Below are 22,462 nucleotides of genomic sequence, written 5' to 3'. Positions count from 1 at the left end.
GCAGCGACGACACGAGTGGAGAACGGTATGGGCGACGGAACCGACCGGGAGCGGTCGTGGTGGGGCTGGGGCTGGGCGGACCAGGCGGTGGACGCCGACGGGTGCGCGAAGCTGGCGCGGCGGGTGGGCCCGTTCCTGCCGCTGGACGGGGAGCTGACGCCGGTGCCCGCGGTGCCGGAGCTGCCGCCGTCGCGGCTGCGGCCGCCCGCGAGCATCGCCGGGCTGTGCCGCGACGACGCGCGGACCCGGGCCGCGCACGCGTACGGCCGCGCGTACCGCGACGTGGTCCGGCTGCTGCACGGCGCGCTGGACAACCCGCCGGACCTGGTCGCCTACCCGCGTGACGAGCAGGACGTGATCGCGGTGCTCGACTGGGCCGCGGACGCGGGCACCCCGGTCGTGCCGTTCGGCGGCGGCACCAGCGTCGTCGGCGGGGTCGAGTACCGCGGCGGCGGCCCGTGGCTGTCACTGGACCTGACCGGCCTGTCCGGGGTGGTCGAGGTCGACGAGGTCAGCCGGGCCGCCCTGATCCGCGGCGGCACGTTCGGCCCCGACCTGGAGGACGCGCTGCGCCCGTACGGCCTCACCCTGCGGCACTTCCCGCAGAGCTTCGAGTTCTCCACCTTCGGCGGCTGGCTGGCCACCCGCGCGGGCGGCCACTACGCCACCGGCTACACGCACATCGACGACCTGGTCGAGTCGATGCGGGTGGTGACCCCGGCCGGCGTCGCGCAGTCGCTGCGGGTGCCCGCCTCCGGCGCGGGCCCGTCGCCGGACCGCTTCTGGCTCGGCTCCGAAGGCGCACTCGGCGTCATCACCGAGGGCTGGGCCCGCGTCCAGCGGCGCCCGACGTTCCGCGCCGGGTCCGCACTGCGTTTCACCGGGTACGCCGACGCGGTGCACGCCGTGCGAGCGGTCGCCCAGTCGGGGCTGCGCCCGGCGAACTGCCGCCTGCTCGACCCGCTCGAAGCGATGCTCGGCGCGGCGGCCGCCGACGGGTCGAGCCGGCTGCTGCTGAGCTTCGAGTCCGCCGACCACCCGGTCGACGCGCTGCTCGCACGGGCCGTCGAGCTGTGCCGCGAACACGGCGGCGTCGGCGAGGACGCGCCGCAGGACAGCACCGGACGCTGGCGGGACACCTTCGTCGGCGCGCCGTACCTGCGCGACGGGCTGGCCCGGTTGGGGCTGGTGGTGGAGACGTTCGAGACGGCGTGCACGTGGGCCGCGTTCGAGGCGCTGCACGCCGCGGTGATCGAGGCGGTCGCGGCGGCGGGCGAGTCCGAGACGGGCAGCCCGGCGCTGGTCACCTGCCGGTTCACGCACGTGTACCCGGACGGCCCGGCGCCCTATTTCACCGTGTACGCGGCGGGTCGGCGCGGCGGCGAGGTGGCGATCTGGGACGCGCTCAAGCGGGCGGCCGGTGACGCCATCGCGGCGAACGGCGGCACGATCACCCATCACCACGCCGTCGGCCGCGACCACCTGCCCTGGTACACGGGGCAGCGGCCGGAACCGTTCGCGCTGGCGCTGCGGGCCGCGAAGTCCGCTGTGGACCCGGCGGGCGTGCTCAACCCGGGCGTGCTGCTGCCCTGATCAGGGCAGTAAGAAGCCCGCTTCGGCGATCACGGGGGAAACCGTCGAAGCGGGCTTGCAAGCGAAGGTACCTCGTTTTCCCGCTCGACGCCATCCCTGTCTTCAGGAATTTCTGCGTAAGCAACTTGTCAGTCGGCGGTGGCACAATCCCCGCTCGTGAACGGGGACACGACGACGGGCTGGCTGCCCGCCGGCTCGGGCTACGAGGTGGCGCTGAGCAGCGGACGGATCGTGGTGCGCAACGCGCAGGGCGTACGCCTCAAGGCCATGCCGGCCGCGCTGAAGGACGATCCGGCCGTGGCCGGGCTGCGGCAGCTGCGCGACTGGCTGGCCCGGCACGAGGCGCAGGTCCGCGCCGACGTCGAACGTTGGATGGTGCACAGCCTGCCGGTCACCGCGCGACTGCTGGCCACGGTCTGGGCCGACGACGCCTGGCGCGCCGAACTGCGGGACCTGATCGTGACGCCGTACGGCACAGACGGGCCCGACCTGGCCCGCGCCGGATTCCTGCGCGACGTCGACCCGGACCGTGGCGTCGGCGTGGTCGACCTCGACGGCGAGTCGGCGTGGCTGTCCGCCGAACGCTTCACCATCCCGCACCCGGTGCTGCTGGCCGACCTCGACGAGCTGCGCGAGTTCGCCGTCGAGCTGAACATGGGGTCCTCGCAGCTGTTCCGGGACGTGCACGACAAACCCGCCGACGCCGCCGGGCAGGCCGCGGTCATCGCCGCGTACGAGGGCGCGCACTACGCACAGCAAAGGCTCCTGACCTCGCGGGCGATCGCGCTCGGCTACCCGGTGCGCGGCGGCACGGTCCGCTGCCGGATCTGGGAGGACGGCCGCTCGATCGACGCCACGGTGTGGGCGGGCGAGAGCTACCCGGGCGAGCCCGCCTGGACCGGCGCGCTGCAGTTCGCCGACGCGCAGGGCCGCGCCATGCCCACCGCGGACGTGCCGCGTATCGCCTGGTCCGAGGGTGTACGACTGGCCGCCGCGCTGCACGCCGGCCGCACCGTCACCGAGGAGGAGTCATGACCGAGCAGCTGCTCGACGCCGGTGCCGTACTGCCCGGCTCCGGTCCGCGCGTGCCCGGCGTCGCCGTGCTGACCGGGCGCTCCTACACGCACCCGGCGCTGCCCAGCCGCACGGTGGTGCGCCTGGCCGGCGAACCGCTCGGCCCGGCCGAGGACCAGAGCATGGAGTACCTCGGCTTCATCGCGGCCGGGGCCGTGCCGGTCGGGCACGCACGGGTGCGGGCACTCGGCTTCCCCGACTGGGTGCTCGTCAACGACCCGGCGCGCGGCGGCGAGGCGCTGGCCCTGGTGAAGGACCTGGAACGGCTGGCCCGGCTCGCGAAGTCCAAACCGGGCAACGCCCGTGACGGCTATGAGGCCATCGCCCGCCGCCTCGCCGCGACCGCGCCACACTTCCTGCCGACCTTCTGGGAGCAGGCCGGGCGGGCGTACGTCGCCGCGGAGAACCTCCGCCAGGCGGCGACCTGCTTCGGTCTGGCCCGCCGCGCCGAGCGGGAGCACGGGTCGGCCGTCGACGAGGACCGGCTGCGCGACGTGCACCTGGAGTTCGCGCTCGCGGGTGCGCTGACCGCCAAGGCGCTCACCGAGTACGCCCGGGACCTGCGCCGACGCAGGCCTGGCGGAGAGGTGTATCGGCTGGTGCGCGACATCGCGGTGCGGCGGGTCGCGGGCGGACTGCCGCCCGGCGCGGGTTTCGCCGGAGAGCTGCGTGCGCTGGCGAAGGCGGCCGGGCTGGACGCCGCCGCCGAGGACGAGGCGCTGCTCGGCGACCTGCTCCCACTGCCCGCCGTGGCGCAGGCGCACGCGGGTTTCTGGAAGGCGTACCGCCCGGTGCTGCAACGGCTGGCCCGGCGCGATCCGGACGTGCCGGTCCGGCTGCTGGCGCTGCTCCCGGCGCGCGAGGACGCGCAGCTGTGCGAGCAGTGGCTGGAGCTGCTGGAGGCCGCCGGGGCCGTCGCGCTGCTGGCCGCCGCGGACGGGCCGGACGCCGCGTCCTGGCTGGAGCGTTTCGTCCAGCATCGCGACAGCGGCTACCGGCACCCGCTCACCCGCAGCCCGCGCCTGGCGGCACTGATCGAACGGCTCGCGCCGCGGCTGCGCGCGGCGGGCCGCCCGCTGCGCCTCACCCCGCCCCTGCAGTCGTTCCGCATCGACCTCGACCTGCTCGACGCCTGCCGGGCGCACGGAATCGCGGTCGAGGTCGACACGGACACGCTGCCGGTGCGGCAGTGGGCCGAGACGGTCGGCGACGGGCGCCGGGATCTCGCCGCGGTGGCTGCCGACCCGACACTGCTGCCCGCGCTCACCCGCGGCACGTGGGAACTGCTGGGTCTCTTCCTGGGCGCGGAGCCGCTCGGCAGGGACCGGTTGCGCCGCCTCCCGCTGGTGCTGGAGACCGCCGGCCTGGCCACCGCGCTGCGCGACGGCCTCGCCGTCTTCGCCGAGCAGGCACAGGGCACCACGCTGGCCGGGCTGGAGACGGTGACCAGGTCCCTGGCTCCGTTGTGGAGCGCGCAGGGCGTGGTGGTCGCACCTCGCGACCTGCGTCGGCTGGCCGCCCTGGACATGCCCGAGGTGCTGGCGCGCACCCTGCGCGCGGGCCTCGTCAGCGAGCTGGGCTGGCCGGCGTACGAGACGGCGGCGACACCGCTGAAGCGAGCCGAGCCGACCGACAGCTGGCCCGCGCTGGTCCTCACCGACCAGACCCGGGTGGTCCGGGTGCACCCCGACGGCCGGTCTGACGAGCACACCGTGCAGCCTCCGGCCGGCTCGGCCTGGCACCACCGTGCGATCGACGGCCGCGACCTCGACGGGCGCCTGCTGGTGACCGGCGCCCGCGAGGACGGCGAGCGCTGGGGCTACTGGGCCGACAGCCCGCACGACGTGTTCCCGGCCCGTGCCGGCGAGCGCGACTGGTCCGGGGCTCCCATGCCGCAGCTGCCGTTCCCCGGCGGGGTCACCACCGGCGGGCGGCCCTGGTCCGGCGGCCACGAACCGCACGTCTACCAGGTGAGCAGCGACGGCACCACGTACTGGCGCAACGAGCGCGAACCGCACGTGCCCGGCCAGGCGCATGTCTGGCGGTGGCGCGAGTACGACCCGGCGACCGGCATCGGCGGCCGGGCCGGCCTGCCCAGGTTCTTCGAGCAGGACGCACCCGCGGGCGGCCGCCTGATCGCCCGGTGGTCGTGGCTGCGGCCCGCGCCGGAGGCGTTCGCCGGATCGCCGCTCGGCTGCGCGGACGGGCTGCTGGGCTGGCGGGTGTTCGCGTTCGAGGACGGCACCCAGCTCGGACAGGCGACGGACGGGCGCACCGTGCGCTGGCGGCCGACCGTGCACTCGGGCGACCAGTACCTCGTCGGCGCGTTGCGGCTGCCCGGCGACGAGCGCCCCCGGCCGGTCACCGCCCGCGTGATCAGCTACCCGCGCGCCGCCGACCTGGCCGTCACGGTCTGGGACGCCGACGGAGCCCACCCGGTCCAGCAGTGCACCGCCTCGCACACCCGGCCGCCGTTCACGTACTGGCACGGGCTGCGGCCGCGGGATGAACGCGGCTCCGCGGCATTACGCGCGGTCACCCCGGAACTGGCCGCCGCGCTGCTGGCGGACGTGTCGGGCGGGGTCAACGCGCGGCTGGACGAGCTGATCCGCGTCGCGATCCGCCGGCACCTGCCCGAACTCCACGACGAGGTGCTGCGCCGAGCGGTCCGCGACGCGATCCGCACCACCATCCGGCTCCGCGACCACCTCGCCACCCTGGCCGGTCTGCTCGACGAGCACGCCCCGCTGAGAACTCCGGGCATGACCGCCGGTGGTGAACCTGTCGACGGGTCATCCGCCGCGCCGCAGGACCCGGCCGAGCGCCTACCGGCAGTCGGCCCTTCGTCGGCTGCCACAGCCGGCACTCGCGGGCCGGAAGCCTCGCTGTCGATGCCCGAGGCCGACGCGGCCGGGCACGGCTCGATCACCCGCACACCGGCCGCCCCGCCCGACACGACCGACCGCGCGTTGGCCGACGCGCTCGGCGCGCTCGTCGACTGGAAGAGCCGCTACCACTACGGCGCTCAGGAGGCGAGGACCGCAGTCGTCGGCCAGCTCGCCGCGCTGACCCGGGCATTGTCCGAGGCTCCCGGCAGGAGCACCGGCACGACGGAGGAGGCCGCCGCCGGGTCGGTCGCCATGCCGAACGCCGAGTCGCCGTGGCCGAAGCTGCTGCCGGGGCTGGGCGCGGTGCTGACGGTCGCCGCGTCACCGACGACGACACCGGGTCGCCGGGCCGCGCTCGCCCGGCTGCTGCGGGCGTTCGCGGACTCGCCGTTCGCCGCGCCCGACCCGCGCCTTCGCTTCGTCGAACTGGCGGTCACGGACGACTACCGCTATGCCGACGAGGTCCACGCTGGTGAGCGCCGGATCGTGTTCCTGTCCGGCAACCGCCACCGCCTCACCGTGGACGGCCGGGTGCAGATGTCGATCCGGTACGCCGTCGACCGGTGCCCGGAGGCGGCCTTCGCCCCGATCCACGGCCTGGAGGTGCGCGCCGCGATCCACCGGGCGGGCTGGGGCGATGCGGCACGGCTGCGGGCCGCCGGCGACCTGCTCGACGGCTCCGGCTCCGACTCGGGTGCCGCGCCGTGGCGGCCCGAGGCGGCCGTGCGGCTGGCCGAGCTGACCGGCCTGACCCGGGCCGAGGCCGCGGTGCTGCTGGCCGGGTTGCCGGTCGGCGACGAGGACGAGCCCGCGCTCACCCCGGCGCAACGGGAGGCGCTGGGCGTGTCCGCGGCGCACGCGCGGCTGGCCGTCGACCGGTGGCGGAAGGTCGCGCACGAGCATCGCATCGTGCTGCTGGACGCGGCCGTGCCCGCCGATCCGGCTCGGCTGTGGACGCACGGGCCCGACGCGGACGCGGTCGCGGCGGCGTGGGTCGCGCGGTTCGGGCGGCGTACGGCGATCACGGAGGAGCTGCTGATCGAGGCCGACCGGGTGATCCCGGGCGGGGACGGGGCCGACGTGCTGCGCGCGATCATCGACCCGGAACCTGATGGCTGGCTGCACACCGACGGGGCGAGTGAGGCGTACGAGTGGCACCTGGCCACCAAGGCCGAGCGGGGTGACTCGTTCGACGAGAAGCGGCTGACCGCGGTCGCGGCGGCGCTGGCCTGGCTCGCGTACCGGCTGCCGGCGGGCGACCCGCACCGCGGCCGGCTGGCGCACGCGCTGGACCTGGTGCGGCAGCGGCTGGCCAACCCGCGGCTGGCCGTCGGCACGGCCGTGCACTCGCGCGCGCTGGTGCCCGACGACCTGCCGGGGCTGTGGCGCAGCCACGACCACGGCACGCGCGGGGCGTACCACCTGCTGCCCGCCGCGATCACCACGCCGGACGCCCCGGCGCTGGCCCTGGGCCAGCCCGACGTGGCCGCAGCGCTGCGCCTGCTGCGCGACCCGGCCCTGGCGGCGGCCATCGGCGGCGAGGAGGGACCGTCCCCGATGGCGTATCTGCAGGACCCCAGGGTGAGCGTGCCGGACCTGGTGGCGGCCGTGGCGGCGGCGCACGGGCTGGCGGCGGAGGCGGCCGCGTACTACCTCCAGCTGCTGGCGCTGCCCGACCCGACCGACGCCAACGCGGCCCGCTGGCTGGGCGTCACCACGGCGCGGCTGAAGCCGCTGCGGGCGGCCCTGGTCGCGGCGGGGCTCGTCGTCGAGGCGCGGCGCGAGCGGGCGAGCCGCACGGTGTTCCTGCGGGGCGGGTGGCTGAACCTCAAGGCACCCGCGCTGCCGCTCGAATCGTCGAAGGCCCCGCTGCTGGGCCTGCGTCTTGACACCGCACCGCCGCTGGGCACGGCACTGCTCGGCCGCCCGGTCGCCGACCTGTTCCGCGACGCGTGGGCGGCGCGGGCAGGTGCATGATCGCTGTCTCAGGTCAGGAAGCGCGGTCGGACCGCGCTTCCTGACCTGAAACGACGATCACCGGCTACCCCAGCTCCACCGGAGCGCCCGGACCCAGCGGGATGCCCAGCAGATACCAGACGACGAAGAACAGCGTCCAGGCCACCGCGATGATCAGCATGTACGGGATCATCAGCGAGATCACCGTGCCGACCCCGGCCTCCTTTTTGTACTTCTGCGCCAGCAGCACGATGAACGGCAGGTACACCATCAGCGGAGTGACCACGTTCATGGGTGAGTCGGCGACCCGGTAGGCGGCCAGCACGGTCTGCGGCGCGACGCCCAGGCGCAGGAACAGCGGCACGAAGATGGGCGCGAAGATGGCCCACTTCGGGATCACGCCCGGGATGATGATGTCCAGCACCAGCACCACCAGGATGAACCCGATGAGCAGCCACAGCGGTCCGATGTTGGCGCGCTCCAGCCCGTCGGCCATTTTCACCGCGGCGACGGTGGCCATGTTGGTGTAGTTGAAGTACGCGATGAACTGGGCGATCACCAGCAGCATGAAGATCAGGCCGCCGAGCCCGGCGAACGTCTTCGTGATCGCGTCCATCGCTGCCGCGCTGCCCTTGAGCGTGCCCGCGCCCGCGCCGTAGCACAGGCCGCACACCAGGAACACCAGCATGATGATGAAGATCAGGCTGTCCATCAGCGGCGAGTCCTCGACCAGGCTGCCGGTGACCGGGTTGCGCAGGATGCCCCACGGCTTGGGCGGCACGGACAGCAGCACGAGCACCGCCAGCACGGCGAGCAGACCCCAGAACGCGTACCGCAGCCCGCGCGCCTGGGCGGCCGGGGGCGCGTCACCCTCGACCGGCGCCGCCTCGGGGATGTCGGTGGCCTCGTGCGACACGGCTCCGGTGTACTTGCCCAGCCGCGGCTCGATGACCTTCTCGGTGATGAAGGTGATCAGGAACGCCAGGAAGATGGTGGAGCCGATCGCGAAGAACATGTTCGCGGTGAGGCTGATCTTCCGGGCCGGGTCGGCCAGCGCGACCGCCTCGTTGGTGATCTCGGTGATGATGCCGTCGGTCGGCGTGATGAGCACGTTCACCATGAACGTGCCGCCGACCGCGCCGAACGCGGCGGCGAGCCCCGCCAGCGGATGCCGCCCGACGCTCATGAAGGCGACTGCGCCGAGCGGGATCAGCACCAGGTATCCGGCGTCGGAGGCGATCGACGACAGGATGCCGACGAGCACGATGATGAAGGTCAGCGACCACGGCGGGGCGACCGCGACCAGCTTGCGGATCAGCGCACCGATGAGCCCGGCCCGCTCGGCCAGGCCGACGCCGATCATGGCGACGAGGATGACGCCGACGACACCGAAGTTGGTGAAGTTGGTGACCGCCGAGGTGAAGATGAACCGGATGCCGTCCGCGGTGAGCAGGCTCTTGATCGCGGTGGTCTCGGTGTGCGTCTTCACCTCGGGGTGGTAGAACTCCTCCGGCGGGATGTCCAGCGAGGGCTGCTGGGTGCCGCCGGGATAGGTCTCCTGCGCCACGACCGGCGCGGGCGCGGCCGACTCGTAGGTGACCTGCACGCCCATCGCCGCGAAGATCGCCGACAGCACGATGATCACACCGATCAGGATCAGGAAGATCATCACCGGGTGCGGCACCTTGTTGCCGACCTTCTCGACCCCGTCCAGCATCCGCTGGGTGAACGGGCGCTTGCCGGCGGACGCGGTCGCTGCGGTCATGCCCGGCCCTTGGCGGCCGACGGGTCCGATTCGGGGCGCCGGAAGGCCAGCGCGAGGTCCAGCAGCAGACGCGCGCCGAACCCGGTGCAGCCCTGCGGAAGCCAGCTGCGCGCGGTGTCGTTCTGCGCGGTGCCGGCGATGTCGAGGTGCGCCCACGGGGTGCCCGCCACGAACTCCTCCAGGAACAGCGCGGCATGGATCGCCGCGGCGTTCGCGCCGCCCATGTTCTTGATGTCGGCGACGTCGGAGTCCATCTCGCCGCGGTAGCGGTGCGCCATCGGCAGCTGCCAGACCGGCTCGTCGACCCGCGTCGCGGCGGCGCGCACCTGATCCACCAGGCCCTGGTCGTTGCCGAACACCCCGGCGATCTGCGCGCCGAGCGCCCGCAGGCAGGCCCCGGTCAGCGTGGCGATGTCCACGATCGCGTCCACCGGCTCCTCGGTGGCCAGCACCAGCGCGTCGGCCATCACCAGGCGGCCTTCGGCGTCGGCGTTGACCACCTCGACCGTGGTGCCGCCGCGGATGGTGAGCACGTCACCGAGCTTGGTCGCGCTGCCCGAGGGCATGTTGTCGGTGCACATCAGGTAGCCGGTGACCGCGACGGGGCAGTCCAGCTCGCGCAGCAGCGCCATCGCGGCGAGGATGGCGGCCGCGCCGGACATGTCGTTCTTCATGGTCGCGTGGACCGCGTCGGCCGGCTTGAGGCTGATGCCGCCGGAGTCGTACATGATGCCCTTGCCGACCAGCGTCAACCGGGGCACGTCGGGGTCGCCCTCGGGGCGGTAGCGCAGCTTGATCATGCGCGGTTCGTCGACGCTGCCCGCGTTCACCCCGAGCAGGCCGCCGCAGCCCAGCTCGATGAGCGCATCCCGGTCGTACACCTCGACGGACAGCCCGCTGTCCGCGCCGAGCTGCGCGGCGACGCCGCCCAACCGATCCGCGGTGAGCAGGCTCGGCGGCGAGTTGGCCAGGTCGCGGGCCAGCGCGGCGGCCCGGGCGTACGCGAGCCCGCGGCGCACCCCGTCCCGCACCGCCTGGACGTCGTCCGCCGCGGCCACCAGGGTGAGCGCCGTGACCGGCGGCGCGGGTTCCTTCTTGAGCACCTCGAAGCGATACCGGGCGAGCAGCACACCCTCAACCGCGGCCTGACCGGCCGTCTTCGGTGCCACGCCGGTCATCGCGTCTAGCGCCAGCACCAGCCGTCCGGCGGTGCCCATGGCGCGGGCGAAGGCGGCGGCCGCGTCGCGCAGCCCGTCGCCGTCGAGCTTCGCCGGGTCCCCCGCACCGACCGCGACCAGGGCCGGTCCGCCCGGCCGCGGCAGGGCCAGCGCCTGTCCGATCCCGCCGGTGAACCCGGCCCCGGCCAGGGCGTCCCGGTCCACACCCAGCGCCTGCGGCACCGCACCCGAGGTGGCCACCAGCACGCCCCTCGGCGCGTCCCCCACGTCGAGGTCACCGGCGGCGACGACGGCGACCTCGGGAACACGCGTCCAGGAGGGGACGGGGTCGAAGCCTGTCGCCGTCGCTGTCATCCCACCGCTCCTTGTTGCCGACGGCGTCCCACACCGGTCCATCGCAGCCCTGAAGCACAGCATCACTGCTCTCGGGAGAATTTGAGGACGTTTTGCAGTGATTGGTCGGTCGGCCGGGCCACCGGCGAGAATGGATGCGTGACCCGCTACGGCGCGCAGTACGGCCCCGACTTCACGTTCCTCGGGGTGCCCCGCTGCGGCTGGGCCGACCCGGCCACGTACGCCGAGGCCGACGTGGTGATCCTGGGTGCGCCGTTCGACGGCGGCACCTCGCACCGCCCCGGCACCCGGTTCGGGCCCAACGCCATCCGGGGCACCGACTACCTGCCGCACGACGGGTCCCGCCCGCACCTGGCGCTGCGCGTCGACCCGCTCGGTCCGGACCTGGCCGTGTACGACGCGGGCGACCTGGAGCTCTACAGCGGCGAGGTGCTCCGCAGCTGCCGGAGCATCGAGGACGCGGTCGCCTCCCTCACCGGGCACGGGGCCATCCCACTGATCCTCGGCGGCGACCACACCATCACCTGGCCCGACGTCACCGGCGTGGCGAGGACGCACGGCTACGGGCGGGTCTCGGTGATCCATTTCGACGCGCACGCCGACACCGGCGACATCACGTTCGGCTCGCTCTACGGCCACGGCCAGCCGATGCGCCGGCTGATCGAGTCCGGCGCGGTGCGCGGCGACCGCTTCCTGCAGATCGGACTGCGCGGGTACTGGCCGGAGCCGCCGACCCTGGACTGGATGGCCGACCAGGGCATGCGCTCGTACCACATGAGCGAGATCGGCGCCCGGGGCCTGGACGCGGTGCTCGACGAGGCGTTCGCGATCGCCCTGGACGGCTGCGGCGCGGTCTTCCTGTCCGTCGACATCGACGTGTGCGACCCGGCGCACGCCCCTGGGACGGGCACCCCGGAACCCGGCGGCCTCACCGCCCGCCAGCTGCTCGACGCCGTGTCGCGCATCTGCCGCACCCTGCCCGTGGCGGGCATGGACGTGGTCGAGGTGTCCCCGCCGTACGACCACGCCGAGATCACCGCGATGCTCGCCAACCGGGTGGTCCTGGAGGCCCTGTCCGGCCTGGCCCGCCGCCGCCACGACACCCGCACCGGCACCCCCTGGAACCCCGCCACCCCCCTGCTCGACGGCCGCGGCTCCACGACCTCCGACTGACCGCCCACCGCCTCAAGATCGTTCGACTTGCCAGGCACCTGTGCGTATCTTGACCGTCCATTCGCCCACCTGCCTGGCAAGTCGAACGATCAAGGACGCGCGGCGCGGGCCGCCGGGCGCGGGCGCGGGCAGAACGGCGATCATGCGGCGGCCGTGCCGTCCGGGGCGGTAGGTTGGCGGCGATGGACGCCGAGGACTGGAACCGCCGCTACGCCGCCGCCGACCTCGTGTGGAGCGCCGAGCCGAACCGCTTCGTGGCAGACGCGCTCGACGCGCTGCCGCCGGGCCGGGCGCTCGATCTCGCCTCGGGCGAGGGCCGCAACGCGCTGTGGCTGGCGGGCAAGGGCTGGCGGGTGACCGCGATCGACTACGCGCAGGTCGCGGTCGACAAAGGACGCGAGCGGGCCCGGCAGGACGGGCTCGACGTGGACTGGGTCGTCGGCGACGTGCTGGCGTACCGGCCTCCGGCGGAGGGCTTCGACCTGGTCCTGATCGCCTACCTGCAGCTGCCGCCGGATCAGATGGCGCAGGTCTGGGCGCTGGCGGCTCGCGCGGTCGCGCCCGGCGGCACTCTGTTCGCGATCGGCCACGATCGCACCAACCTCACCCACGGCACCGGCGGCCCGCAGGACCCCGACCTGCTCTGGGCGCCCGAGGAGCTGACCCACCACCTGGCCGCGGACGGTCTCACCGTGGACCGGGCCGAGCGGGTGCAGCGCGAGGTCGCCACCGACGAGGGCGTACGGCAGGCCGTCGACGCCTTGATCCAAGCCCACGCCCCGATCCCCGACCTGCCCTGACGGCACGTTCCCGGCACGCCACCGGGCGGATCTTGCCAGGTCATCATACGTCTTAGTTGTGCGACCCGACTTTGTGCCAGATCCATCGACGCTCATTGCGGTCCTGTTGCGACGGTGTGAAACTGCCATCACGCGCGCAGGGAGCCAGACCGCGCGACACGGCACCGAGGGCCCCGGTTCTCCGGGCGGCGCCGCGCACCGCTGTTACAGCTCGTCCGGGCTGTCCATTCCTTCCTGCGCTCGAACGTGCCGCCCGCCCGGTGGCCGCGTGCCCGCGCAGGCCCCGCACCGGTCCCATCAGCGGACCGGTCCGGCCTGGCTCAAGGAGTACCCAAGTGAGGATTCCGATCAGATCCGCCGGACGCCGCCTGACGGCGTTGCTCGGCGCGAGCGCGCTGGCGGCCATTGGGCTGGTCGCCGTGGCCACGCCCGCACAGGCCGCCGTGTCCTGCCAGGTGACCTACACCAAGGCCTGGGACAACGGCAGCGGCTTCGGCGCGAACATCAACATCACCAACACCGGCGACCCGCTGACCAGCTGGTCGCTGACCTGGACCTGGCCCGGCAACCAGGGCGGCATCCAGGGCTGGTCGGCCAACTACAGCCAGTCCGGGCAGAACGTCACCGCGACGAACCTGTCCTACAACGGCAACCTGGCCACCGGCGCGTCCACCGGCATCGGCTTCAACGGCACCTACAGCGGCACGAACACCAACCCGAGCAACTTCGCGATCAACGGGGTCTCCTGCGGCGGCACCACGCCGACGGTGAGCCTGGTCGTGTCGCCGACGTCGCTGAGCGTGCCCGAGGGTGGCACCGCCACCTACGCCGTACGCCTGTCGGCCGCGCCGAGCAGCAACGTCACGGTCACCACCACCGCGGGTTCGGGTGACTCCAACCTCACCGTGTCGTCGGGCGCCAGCCTGACGTTCACATCGAGCAACTGGAGCACCAACCAGAACGTCACCCTGGCCGCGGCCGAGGACTCCGACACCACGAACGGCACCCGGCCGTTCACGGTGGCGTCGTCCGGGCTGACGTCGGTGACGGTCAACGCGACCGAGGCCGACAACGACGGCACCACGACCCAGTCGCTGGTGGTCTCGTCGACCAGCGTCAGCGTGCCGGAAGGCGGCACGGCGACGTACACGGTGCGCCTGGCCGCGGTGCCGTCGGGCAACGTGACCGTGACCAACACGGCCGGCTCCGGTGACACGAACATCACCGTGTCGTCGGGTTCCAGCCTGACGTTCACGACCAGCAACTGGAGCACCCCCCAGACGGTGACCCTGGCCGCCGCCGAGGACTCCGACAGCACCGCCGGCACCCGGCCGATCACGGTCGCGTCCAGCGGCCTGACCTCGGTGACGGTCACCGCGACCGAGGCCGACAACGACGGCGGCACCGGCGGCCCGCGGGCCGACAACCCGTACGCGAACGCCGGCGTCTACGTGAACCCGCAGTGGCGCGCCAAGGCGCTCGCCGAGCCGGGTGGCAGCCGGATCGCCAACCAGCCCACCGGTGTGTGGTTCGACCGGATCAGCGCGCTGACCGGCAACGGCAGCCCGACCACGGGCACCATGGGCCTGGCCGACCACCTCGACCAGGCGGTCACCCAGGACGCGGCCAACGGCTCCACGCCGATGGTGATCCAGATCGTCGTCTACAACCTGCCCGGCCGTGACTGCGCCGCGCTGGCCTCCAACGGCGAGCTTGGCCCGACCGAGCTGGCCCGGTACAAGTCCGAGTACATCGACGTGATGGCGGGGATCCTTGCCCGCCCGGCGTACGCGAACCTGCGCATCGTGGCGATCATCGAGATCGACTCGCTGCCCAACCTGGTGACCAACGTCGGCGGCCGGGCGACCGCGACCGCGATGTGCGACACCATGCTCGCCAACCGCGGCTACGTCGACGGCGTCGGTTACGCACTGAACAAGCTCGGCGCGATCCCGAACGTCTACAACTACATCGACGCGGCCCACCACGGCTGGGTCGGCTGGGACGACAACTTCGGGGCGACCGCGAACATGATGTTCACGGCCGCGACCGCGTCCGGCAGCACCGCCGCCAACGTGCACGGTTTCATCACCAACACCGCGAACACCTCGGCGCTGACCGAGCCGTACGTGGGCTCGGTGACCGAGCAGCTGCGCCAGACCACCTGGATCGACTGGAACCGGTACAACGACGAGCTGACGTTCGCGCAGGCGTTCCGGTCCCGGCTCATCCAGTCCGGGTTCTCGTCCAGCATCGGCATGCTGATCGACACCTCCCGCAACGGCTGGGGCAGCTGTGTCCAGACGCCCTGCCAGCCGACGCAGGCCACCCGGCCCACGGCGGCGAGCACGTCGACCGACCCGAACACGTTCGTGAACCAGTCGCGTATCGACCGCCGTATCCACAAGGGCAACTGGTGCAACCAGGCCGGCGCCGGCCTCGGCGAGCGCCCGCGCTCCGCGCCCGCAACCGGCATCGACGCGTACGTCTGGATCAAGCCGCCGGGCGAGTCCGACGGCTCCAGCAGCCTGATCCCGAACGACGAGGGCAAGGGCTTCGACCGGATGTGCGACCCGACGTACCCGGGCAACGCCCGCAACGGCAACAGCATGTCCGGCGCGCTGCCCAACGCCCCCGTGTCGGGGCACTGGTTCTCCGCTCAGTTCCAGCAGCTGATGGCGAACGCGTACCCGCCGTTGAGCTGACCGCTACCGAGCGACGGTCCCGCATCCGCGTGGGTGCTCAGGATCGGGACCGTCCTCGCGTCGACCGGCTGGCCCGGTCGACGGGAACCCCGCCGCCCGGGCGCACCGGCGCGGCGGGTCTGTAGGGAGTGCCGCTGGGGCGGAAACTTGGGCCCCGCCGGCAGCGGCACGGCCGCCGGCGTCGTGAGAGCGACGCCGGCGGTCCGCGCCTTTCGCGCCGGTACGCCGCGAATCTTTTCCGCGAAACCGCGTTTAGCCGCCCACCCGGTGGGGTAACGCCCCCGCTATGGCATGGCAAGAGGTGCCCCCATGGCACGTGCCCCGCGCCGGCACGCCCATCGCACCACCGCTCCCGGCCGCGTGACGCATGTCCGCACCTGCACCACGCGAGCACGTCGGCTTCCCCTACCGCGGAGTCGCCGAGTACGTCAGCGGCACACTCGCCTTCATCCACACCGCCCTCGACGCCGGACACCCGGTCCTGGTCGCCGTGCCCAGCGCGAAGCTGGAGATCCTGCGGGACTGCCTCGGCTCGCATGCCGAGCGGGTGCGTTTCACCGACCTGACCGTCGCCGGCCGCAACCCGGGCCGCATCCTGCCCGGCGTGCTACTGGCCTTCGCCGACGAGTTCCCCGGCCGCCGTACGGCGATCGTCGCCGAGCCGCTGTGGCCGGGCCGCGGCGCCCTGGAGTACCCGGCCTGCGTCGCGCACGAGGCGATGGTCAACCTCGCGTTCGCCGACCGAGACGTGGCGCTGCTGTGCCCGTGCGACGCGGCCAATCTGGACCCGCACATGGTCTCCGACGCCCACCGCACCCACCCCGAGCTGCTGCTGCGCGGCGAGCGCCGGCCGAGCCCCGCCTACGGCGACCCGCGCCAGATGGCGACCTCGTTCCATCCACCGCTGCCCGCTCCCCCGCCCCACGCGGCGACGATGCGGTACGACGCCGTGCACGACCTGGCCGGGCTGCGTTCCTTCGTGACCGGTCACGCGGCCACCGCCGGGCTGAAGCCGGAGCGGCGCGACCTGCTCGCCGACCTGATCGCGGAACTGGCCGCCGGCACCCTCGCGCGCACCGACGGACCCGGCGCGGTGAGCGTCTGGCCCGAACACGACCTCGTCGTGTGCCAGCTGCGCGACCACGGCCAGCTCACCGATCCGCTGGCCGCCCACGGTGCCGCCCTGCTGACCGCCCACCTGCACTGCGACCTGGTACGCGTGCACGCCCGCCCCGGCGCGACCACCATCCGCCTGCACCTGACCGCCCACGAGTGACCCCGGCACCCGCGCCCGCGCCGCACTTGTCATAGATGTTGGCCTATCACATCGACTCAGACCGCCCGATTTTCGATGTGATTGGCCAACGTCTATTGAGTCCGGGGCAAGGCGAGGTGCGGTCAGGCGGAGTCGCGGATGACGAGTTCGGTGGGCAGGACGGTGGCGAACTCGCCCGGCGGGTCCCCGGCGGCCACCGAGAGCAGGCCTCGCACGCAGGTCGCGCCCATCAGCTCGACCGGCTGGCGGACCGTGGTCAGCGCCGGGCGCACCTGGGCGGCCAGCGCGTGGTCGTCGAACCCGACCACGGCGACGTCGTCGGGGATGCGGCGGCCGGCCTGGCGCAGGTAGCGCACCGCACCCGCGGCCATCACGTCGGACGCGGCGAACACCGCGTCGAGCTGCGGTCGCTGCTCCAGCAGCCGCTGCATGGCGTGGGCGGCAGACGCCTGGCTCCAGTCGCCGTACGCGACGGGCAGGTCGGTCAGTCCCGACGCCTGGATCGCGTCACGGTATCCGGCCAGCCGGTCCGCCCCCGGGCCGGTGTCCGGCGGTGCGGCGATGTGCCCGATCGACCGGTACCCCTTGCCGAGCAGGTGTTCGACCGCCGCACGCGCGCCGCCGCGGTTGTCGGCGTCCACATAGGGCAGCTGGTAGGGGTGCAGTGGCCGGCCGACCACGGTGATCGGCAGCCCGAGCGCGGCCAGCGAGCCGGACAGCGGCAGCGGGCCGTGATCCGACACGATGATCACCCCGGCCACGTTGCCGGCCCGCAGGTAGCGCCCGACGGTCTCGGCCAGCGTGCCGGACACGTTCGTCACCAGCAGCGGCAGGTCGTAGCGGGCCAGTTCGGTCTCCACCGCGCCCAGGAAGCGGGCGAAGAACGGCTCGGTGAACACCAGCCGGTGCCCGGCGTGCACCACCGCCGCGACGGCCCGCGCCCCGGCGGACGTACGCCCCCAGGCGGCGCGGCGGCGGCGGTAGCCGAGGCGGCTCGCCGCGTCGCAGACCCGCTGGTACGCCTCGGCGCTGACCTGGCTGGAGTTGTTGAGCACCCGCGAGGCGGTCGCGATGGAGACACCGGCCGCGCGGGCCACCTCGGCCAGCGTGGCCGGCCCGCCCGGGTGCAGCGTGGAAGCGCTCCCGTCCGTCATTGGTGCACCATAACCCGCAGTTCCCGGGCGGCGGTAGGGTTGACAAGAGCCATCGTCCGCAGTGGCCGGACGCGGCCGGTTCAGCCGGCGTAGACCAGGTCCATCGTGTCGGTGTGACCGGGCCAGCTCAGCTCCACCCGCCAGCAGCCCGCCTGCGGCAGGTCGATGATGGACGGTCCCGGCCCGCCGGAGACTTCGCGCAGCACCGGCTCGCCCGTGCCCTCGAGCCGCGCCTTGATTGTCAGGTCGCCGGTCTCGTACTTCTCCCGGGCCACCCAGAGGATCTTGTTGCTCACACCGTCCTTGCGGTCGTAGGTCAGCGGGTGCCCGAACAGCACCGCGGCGATCTCGCCCTGCACGCCGAGCACGTACACGGCCCGCGCGTCCCCGCTGAACCCGGCCCGCGCCCACTCCGGCAGCGGCCCGTTCTCGACCTTGGTGGCGGAGCACCCGGGCGCGAGCGAGGGGGCCGCCGGCGACGGGCTCGGCGCGGCGGACGGCGAGCCCTGCTCCGTGCACCCGGCGGCGAACACGGCACAGGCGGCCAGGACGGCGGCGGAGCGCCTCAACAAAAGGGTCATGGAAGTCTCCCGGATCCGGGGCGGCGGTCACCGGGACGAGTCACGACACCCCCACCCGGTTCCGGCCATACCCGCGTCGATCATGAAGTTAGGGGAGCGACACGCCGTCGAACACGTCCGCAAGTTCATGATCGACCACGCGGGCGAGCCGGCGAGCCGGCGGGCGGGTTGACCTCAAGCGTGGTTGAGCTGGCAGGCTGTGCCGATGCGCGTGACGAAACGCCTGGTCCCGGCTGCCTACCGGGGCGTCCTGCAGGTGACCGGGTTCCGCCGGCTGCTGTCCGGCGAGGCGGTCTCCTACCTCGGCGACGGACTGAGCGTGGTCACCATCTCGCTGCTGGCCATCCGGATCGCCGCACCGGAGGAGGAGGCGTTGGTCGTCGGCGCGGCCGTCGCCGCGTACACGCTGCCCGCCGCGCTCGGCGCACTGGCGCTGGCCCCGTGGCTGCGCCGGGTCGACGCCCGCACCCTGGTCACCGCCAACGCCCTGCTGCGGGCCGGCGGGCTGGGCGCGGCCGCGGTGCTGCACCTGCTCGGCCTGCTCTCCCCCGCCGGGTACGTCGCCCTGCTGGCGCTCTCGTCCCTGCTCGTCGCGTGGGGCTCGGCCGGCACCTACACCCTGGTCAGCCGACTCGTACCGGACGAGCAACGGCTGCCCGCCAACACCCTGCTCGGCACCAGCCAGACCACCGCCATCATCGTCGGGCCACCGCTGGCCGGGCTCCTGGTCGCCGCCACCGGACCCGGCGCCGCCCTCGCGATCGACGCGCTGACCTACCTCGTGCTGGCCGCCCAACTGCGCCGCATCCCCGCCGGCACCGCGCACGCCGAGCCCGCGGCGGCGGGCACCACCGGCGGCTTCCGCCTGCTGGCCCGGCGGCCGGAGCTACTCGGCCTGCTCGCCCTCACCGCGGTCTTCTTCTTCCTGTACGGCCCCGTCGAGGTGGCGCTGCCGCTGTTCATCGTGGACACGCTGGGCCGCTCGGCGGGCTTCCTCGGCGTCTACTGGGCCGTGTTCGGGGTCGGCGCGCTGCTCGGCGGCCTGCTCGCGGGCGCGCTGCGGCGGGTGGCGCCGTGGCCGTTCACCATCGCGGTCATCGCGGGCTGGGGCGCCGCCCTGCTGCCGTTCGGGTTCACCACCTCGACCTGGATCACCCTGGTCGGGCTGGCCGCGGGCGGGATCATCTACGGCCCGTTCCCCGCGTTCAACATCACGCTGTTCCAGGCCGCGGCCGGCCCGGCGGACCTGCCCGCGGTGCTGGCCGCCCGGGGTTCGATCACCGTGGCGGCCGCCCCGATCGGGGCCGCGTTCGGCGGGCCGCTGGTGCACTGGCTCGGGCCGGGCGGCACGCTGCTGGCCTCGGGCGCGGCGACGGTCGCGCTGGCCGTCGTCGCGGGCGGGCTGCGGCTGGCGGGCACGGCCCGGCGGCGGCCCGCGCCGGTGCCCGCGCCGACCGCGGGCTGACCATCACGGCAGGCGTGCTCGGCGCAGGATTTTCCGGGAACAGGCCGTGTACGGCACGGCGACGGATCAGAGTCGAATGATGGAGAACCAAGCGTGGCTGCAGATGCAGCAAGCACTACGCGATATCGACTTTCCGGCCGATAAGCACGCAATCTTCGCGCACGTCATCGAATACACCAGCGACGGCGACGTGCTGAAGCTGGCGCGGACGCTGCCGCCGGAGGTCTACCGGAACATGTCCGAGGTGCGCAGCTCGGTCCGGCTCGACCCGTCGGTCGAGGAGGGCACCACGATCACGCAGAAGGCGGCGCAGGCGCGCTCGCACAACAAGAAGGTCGCGTCGTACCTGCGCGAGGTCCCGAACACCGAGCTCAGCTGACCGGCGTGGCCGGGACGGGCGAACCCGCCCCGGCCGGGCCGTCATCGGGTGACGTTCACCGTCAGGGTGCCCGTCGCGGGGATGCTCACCGAGGTGGCGGTGGCGAAGTCGGCACCGCCGTACCAGAAGTCCTCCTCGCTGCCCCAGATCTTGAAGCGCACCTTCTGCGGGCCGAGCACCAGCATCTCGCAGGTCGTGGCCGGCCAGGCGCTGCAGCGGCCGCTGGTCTCACCGGTCGCCGCGTGGTACGCCACGAACGCGCCGCTCTGCGGCGAGTTGACCGTGACCTTCGTGCCCTTGAGCAGCTGGATGTCGTACACGACGGTCTTGCCGGCGCGCACCTTGACCTTCGTCGCGCCCGAGCGGCCGCCCGAGTTGCCGCTCCACTGCGGGGCGTGGTCGGCGGCGTAGAAGTGCAGCGGCCACAGGTACGGCCCGAGGAAGTCCACGGTGTAGGTGCCGTCGGCGGCCGCCGGGAAGGTGATGCTGCCGTCGCCGCTGTGGTAGTGGAAGTTGCCGAAACTGACGTAGGCGTTCTTGGCCGGCGTGCCGTCGGCGGCCCGGATCGTGCCGGTGAGCACACCCCGCCGGTCCAGTTTGACGGTCGGCGCGGCGACGGTCTGCCCGGCTACGGCGGTGATGACCGTGGCCAGCGTCTGGGTGCCGGTGCCGCCGTCGGCGGTCACCCACTGCGCGCCATACGGCGACGTGTTCTGCGTGTACGGCGGCGCGTAGGCGAACAGCTGGTAGGTGCCGGCCCGCAGCCAGTTGATGGACACCTTGCCCTCGCTGTCGCTCTGCGCGCAGCCTTCCCCGAGGTACAGGTCGGTCGGCACGACCGGCTGCACGCAGAAGCCCTCGACGGGCGCGCCGGTGCGAGCGTCGACGACCGTCGTGGTGACCGTCGCGACCGGGGTGAGCGCCACCGCCGCCTCGGTGGTGGCGCCGTCGGTGACTGTCACCGTGGAGTGCCCGCCGAGGTAGCCGTCCGCGCTCACGAACAGGCGCTGCGCGCCGACGGTGACGCCGGTGAGCGTGGCCTGACCGTCGGTGCCGTTCGTCCTGATCATGCCCGCCTCGGCGAAGAATGCGGGGATCGGAGCGCCGGTCAGCGCGTCGGTCGCGGTGACGTGCACCGTCCCGGTCGGCAGCAGGGTGTCGTCGACCCGGGTGACCGCGTCCGCGGTGACCGTGAACTCGGTCGCGTCAGTGCTGTCGATCTTGCCGTACGCGTACTGGCTGAACTCCCGCTGCCAGCTGTAGAACGCGACCGTGTAGTCGTCGCTGACAAAGACGTCATCGACGCGGTAGTCGCCCGCACCGTCGGTCATCGTGACGTAGGACGGGCCGGACTGGCTGGACACCTGCACCTGCACGTCCCCGATGCCCGTGCCGTCGCGCTCGGTGAACCGGCCGGCAATGGAGCCGGTGGGCAGCTTCGCGTCGTCCACGGTCACCGTCTGGCCGACGGCCACCGGATACACGGCGGCGCCGTCGTAGCCGATCGCGCCGGGGGCGTACTGGTAGACGCCGGACGCGACCTCGAAACTCACCCGGTATGAACCGGGCAGCACCCGCATGGTGTAGTGGCCGTCAGCATCGGCGTAGGTGTACGCGTAGGCGCCCTCGCCGTCGGTGCTGTCGGCCCGCACGGACACGGCCATGCCGTTGCCCGCGCGGTCGCGGAACGTGCCGGTGATGGTGCCGGTCGGCAGCAGCGCGTCGTCGACGGTCGCCTGACCGCCGGCGGGCACCGTGATCAGCGCCGCCGAGGGGTAGTTCACCTGGCCGAACGCGTACTGGCCCGGGTGCCCGTCCAGGTCGAACCGGACGCGGTACGCCCCGGCCGGCAGGTCGGTGAGCTGGTAGTGGCCGCTGGCGTCGGTGCTGGCCCAGCCCCAGCCGTCGCCGTCCACGGCGGTGGCCTGGACGGACGCGCCGAAGACGGGCTGCCCGCCGTCGGTGAGCTGCCCGACGATGCTTCCGGTGTCGGCGGCCCGCGCGGGTGCGCCCAGGCCGAGAGTTCCGATGGCGAGGGACAGGGCGAGCACGCCCAGCCGCCTCGCTGAGGTTTTCAACATGACGTCCTCGAGGGGTACGCGAAGCGTCGCCGCGGTTCGC

14 protein-coding genes are annotated in these 22,462 nt (G+C 73.3%); 9 read left to right on the top strand and 5 right to left on the bottom strand.

The window, feature by feature from the left end:
• Window positions 1–27 precede the first annotated feature (27 nt).
• The 3 genes from AB0B66_RS04155 (at window position 28) to AB0B66_RS04145 (ending at window position 7,532) form a co-directional block, all read left to right on the top strand.
• The gene (locus tag AB0B66_RS04155; protein ID WP_360522575.1) at window positions 28–1,593 is read left to right on the top strand and encodes an FAD-binding oxidoreductase; all 1,566 of its coding nucleotides are present in this window, start codon (window positions 28–30) and stop codon (window positions 1,591–1,593) included.
• 156 nt (window positions 1,594–1,749) lie between these two features.
• A complete protein-coding gene (locus tag AB0B66_RS04150) occupies window positions 1,750–2,628 on the top strand; it encodes a DUF4132 domain-containing protein (protein ID WP_360522572.1) in 879 nt (292 codons plus the stop codon).
• Entirely contained in the window at window positions 2,625–7,532 is a 4,908-nt protein-coding gene (locus tag AB0B66_RS04145) for a hypothetical protein (RefSeq protein ID WP_360522569.1), read from the top strand. Before AB0B66_RS04150 ends, AB0B66_RS04145 begins: the two co-directional genes overlap by 4 nt.
• A 64-nt stretch (window positions 7,533–7,596) precedes the next feature.
• Here AB0B66_RS04145 and AB0B66_RS04140 read toward each other — a convergent pair whose 3' ends face one another.
• Both AB0B66_RS04140 and AB0B66_RS04135 read right to left on the bottom strand, forming a co-directional pair.
• Window positions 7,597–9,276 carry an AbgT family transporter gene (locus tag AB0B66_RS04140; protein ID WP_360522566.1) on the bottom strand — a complete coding sequence of 560 codons (1,680 nt, stop codon included), beginning with the start codon at window positions 9,274–9,276 and terminating at the stop codon, window positions 7,597–7,599.
• Window positions 9,273–10,808: a leucyl aminopeptidase gene (locus AB0B66_RS04135; protein WP_360522563.1), complete on the bottom strand. Its 1,536-nt coding sequence runs from the start codon at window positions 10,806–10,808 to the stop codon at window positions 9,273–9,275. The genes AB0B66_RS04140 and AB0B66_RS04135 overlap by 4 nt, the downstream gene beginning before the upstream one ends.
• Before the next feature lie 138 nt (window positions 10,809–10,946).
• Between AB0B66_RS04135 and speB the strand changes: the two genes are divergently transcribed.
• The 4 genes from speB to AB0B66_RS04115 all read left to right on the top strand — a co-directional run bounded on the left by speB (window position 10,947) and on the right by AB0B66_RS04115 (window position 16,762).
• Window positions 10,947–11,981 (top strand): agmatinase, encoded by a 1,035-nt coding sequence (speB, locus tag AB0B66_RS04130; protein WP_360522560.1) that lies wholly within the window; start codon window positions 10,947–10,949, stop codon window positions 11,979–11,981.
• A gap of 182 nt (window positions 11,982–12,163) precedes the next feature.
• Window positions 12,164–12,781, top strand: coding sequence for a class I SAM-dependent methyltransferase (locus tag AB0B66_RS04125; RefSeq protein ID WP_360522557.1), 618 nt, complete (start codon window positions 12,164–12,166; stop codon window positions 12,779–12,781).
• 335 nt (window positions 12,782–13,116) lie between these two features.
• Window positions 13,117–15,486 (top strand): glycoside hydrolase family 6 protein, encoded by a 2,370-nt coding sequence (locus AB0B66_RS04120; protein WP_360522554.1) that lies wholly within the window; start codon window positions 13,117–13,119, stop codon window positions 15,484–15,486.
• Between the two features lie 367 nt (window positions 15,487–15,853).
• Window positions 15,854–16,762: an MEDS domain-containing protein gene (locus AB0B66_RS04115; protein WP_360522551.1), complete on the top strand. Its 909-nt coding sequence runs from the start codon at window positions 15,854–15,856 to the stop codon at window positions 16,760–16,762.
• 122 nt (window positions 16,763–16,884) lie between these two features.
• On the opposite strand, the gene AB0B66_RS04110 is transcribed toward AB0B66_RS04115, so the two are convergent.
• Window positions 16,885–17,916 (bottom strand): LacI family DNA-binding transcriptional regulator, encoded by a 1,032-nt coding sequence (locus AB0B66_RS04110; RefSeq protein ID WP_360522548.1) that lies wholly within the window; start codon window positions 17,914–17,916, stop codon window positions 16,885–16,887.
• An 80-nt stretch (window positions 17,917–17,996) separates the two neighbouring features.
• On the bottom strand, window positions 17,997–18,497 hold the full coding sequence (locus AB0B66_RS04105; protein WP_360522545.1) for a hypothetical protein: 501 nt from the start codon (window positions 18,495–18,497) through the stop codon (window positions 17,997–17,999).
• Between the two features lie 205 nt (window positions 18,498–18,702).
• Here AB0B66_RS04105 and AB0B66_RS04100 point away from each other — a divergent pair, with 205 nt between their 5' ends.
• Together AB0B66_RS04100 and AB0B66_RS04095 are read left to right on the top strand one after the other, a co-directional pair.
• On the top strand, window positions 18,703–19,962 hold the full coding sequence (locus AB0B66_RS04100; RefSeq protein ID WP_360522542.1) for an MFS transporter: 1,260 nt from the start codon (window positions 18,703–18,705) through the stop codon (window positions 19,960–19,962).
• A gap of 46 nt (window positions 19,963–20,008) precedes the next feature.
• A complete protein-coding gene (locus AB0B66_RS04095) occupies window positions 20,009–20,341 on the top strand; it encodes a DUF2795 domain-containing protein (protein ID WP_360522539.1) in 333 nt (110 codons plus the stop codon).
• A 41-nt stretch (window positions 20,342–20,382) separates the two neighbouring features.
• Here the strand turns inward: AB0B66_RS04095 and AB0B66_RS04090 are convergent, their stop codons facing one another.
• Window positions 20,383–22,422: a carboxypeptidase regulatory-like domain-containing protein gene (locus AB0B66_RS04090; RefSeq protein ID WP_360522537.1), complete on the bottom strand. Its 2,040-nt coding sequence runs from the start codon at window positions 22,420–22,422 to the stop codon at window positions 20,383–20,385.
• Between the last annotated feature and the right edge of the window lie 40 nt (window positions 22,423–22,462).

Origin of the sequence: Catellatospora sp. NPDC049111 (genome assembly GCF_040648615.1) — a bacterium.
Taxonomy (GTDB): domain Bacteria; phylum Actinomycetota; class Actinomycetes; order Mycobacteriales; family Micromonosporaceae; genus Catellatospora; species Catellatospora aurea.
Note: the sequence above shows the minus strand (reverse complement) of the source record. Positions and strands in the feature narration are given on the sequence as shown.

What these genes read in the sequence shown, in the direction of transcription:
- AB0B66_RS04090 (WP_360522537.1), bottom strand. Translation starts at nt 22,422, where the DNA reads ATGTTGAAAACCTCAGCGAGGCGGCTGGGCGTGCTCGCCCTGTCCCTC.
- AB0B66_RS04155 (WP_360522575.1), top strand. Translation starts at nt 28, where the DNA reads ATGGGCGACGGAACCGACCGGGAGCGGTCGTGGTGGGGCTGGGGCTGG.
- AB0B66_RS04105 (WP_360522545.1), bottom strand. Translation starts at nt 18,497, where the DNA reads ATGACCCTTTTGTTGAGGCGCTCCGCCGCCGTCCTGGCCGCCTGTGCC.
- AB0B66_RS04135 (WP_360522563.1), bottom strand. Translation starts at nt 10,808, where the DNA reads ATGACAGCGACGGCGACAGGCTTCGACCCCGTCCCCTCCTGGACGCGT.
- AB0B66_RS04115 (WP_360522551.1), top strand. Translation starts at nt 15,854, where the DNA reads ATGTCCGCACCTGCACCACGCGAGCACGTCGGCTTCCCCTACCGCGGA.
- AB0B66_RS04100 (WP_360522542.1), top strand. Translation starts at nt 18,703, where the DNA reads ATGCGCGTGACGAAACGCCTGGTCCCGGCTGCCTACCGGGGCGTCCTG.
- AB0B66_RS04140 (WP_360522566.1), bottom strand. Translation starts at nt 9,276, where the DNA reads ATGACCGCAGCGACCGCGTCCGCCGGCAAGCGCCCGTTCACCCAGCGG.
- AB0B66_RS04145 (WP_360522569.1), top strand. Translation starts at nt 2,625, where the DNA reads ATGACCGAGCAGCTGCTCGACGCCGGTGCCGTACTGCCCGGCTCCGGT.
- AB0B66_RS04110 (WP_360522548.1), bottom strand. Translation starts at nt 17,916, where the DNA reads ATGACGGACGGGAGCGCTTCCACGCTGCACCCGGGCGGGCCGGCCACG.
- AB0B66_RS04125 (WP_360522557.1), top strand. Translation starts at nt 12,164, where the DNA reads ATGGACGCCGAGGACTGGAACCGCCGCTACGCCGCCGCCGACCTCGTG.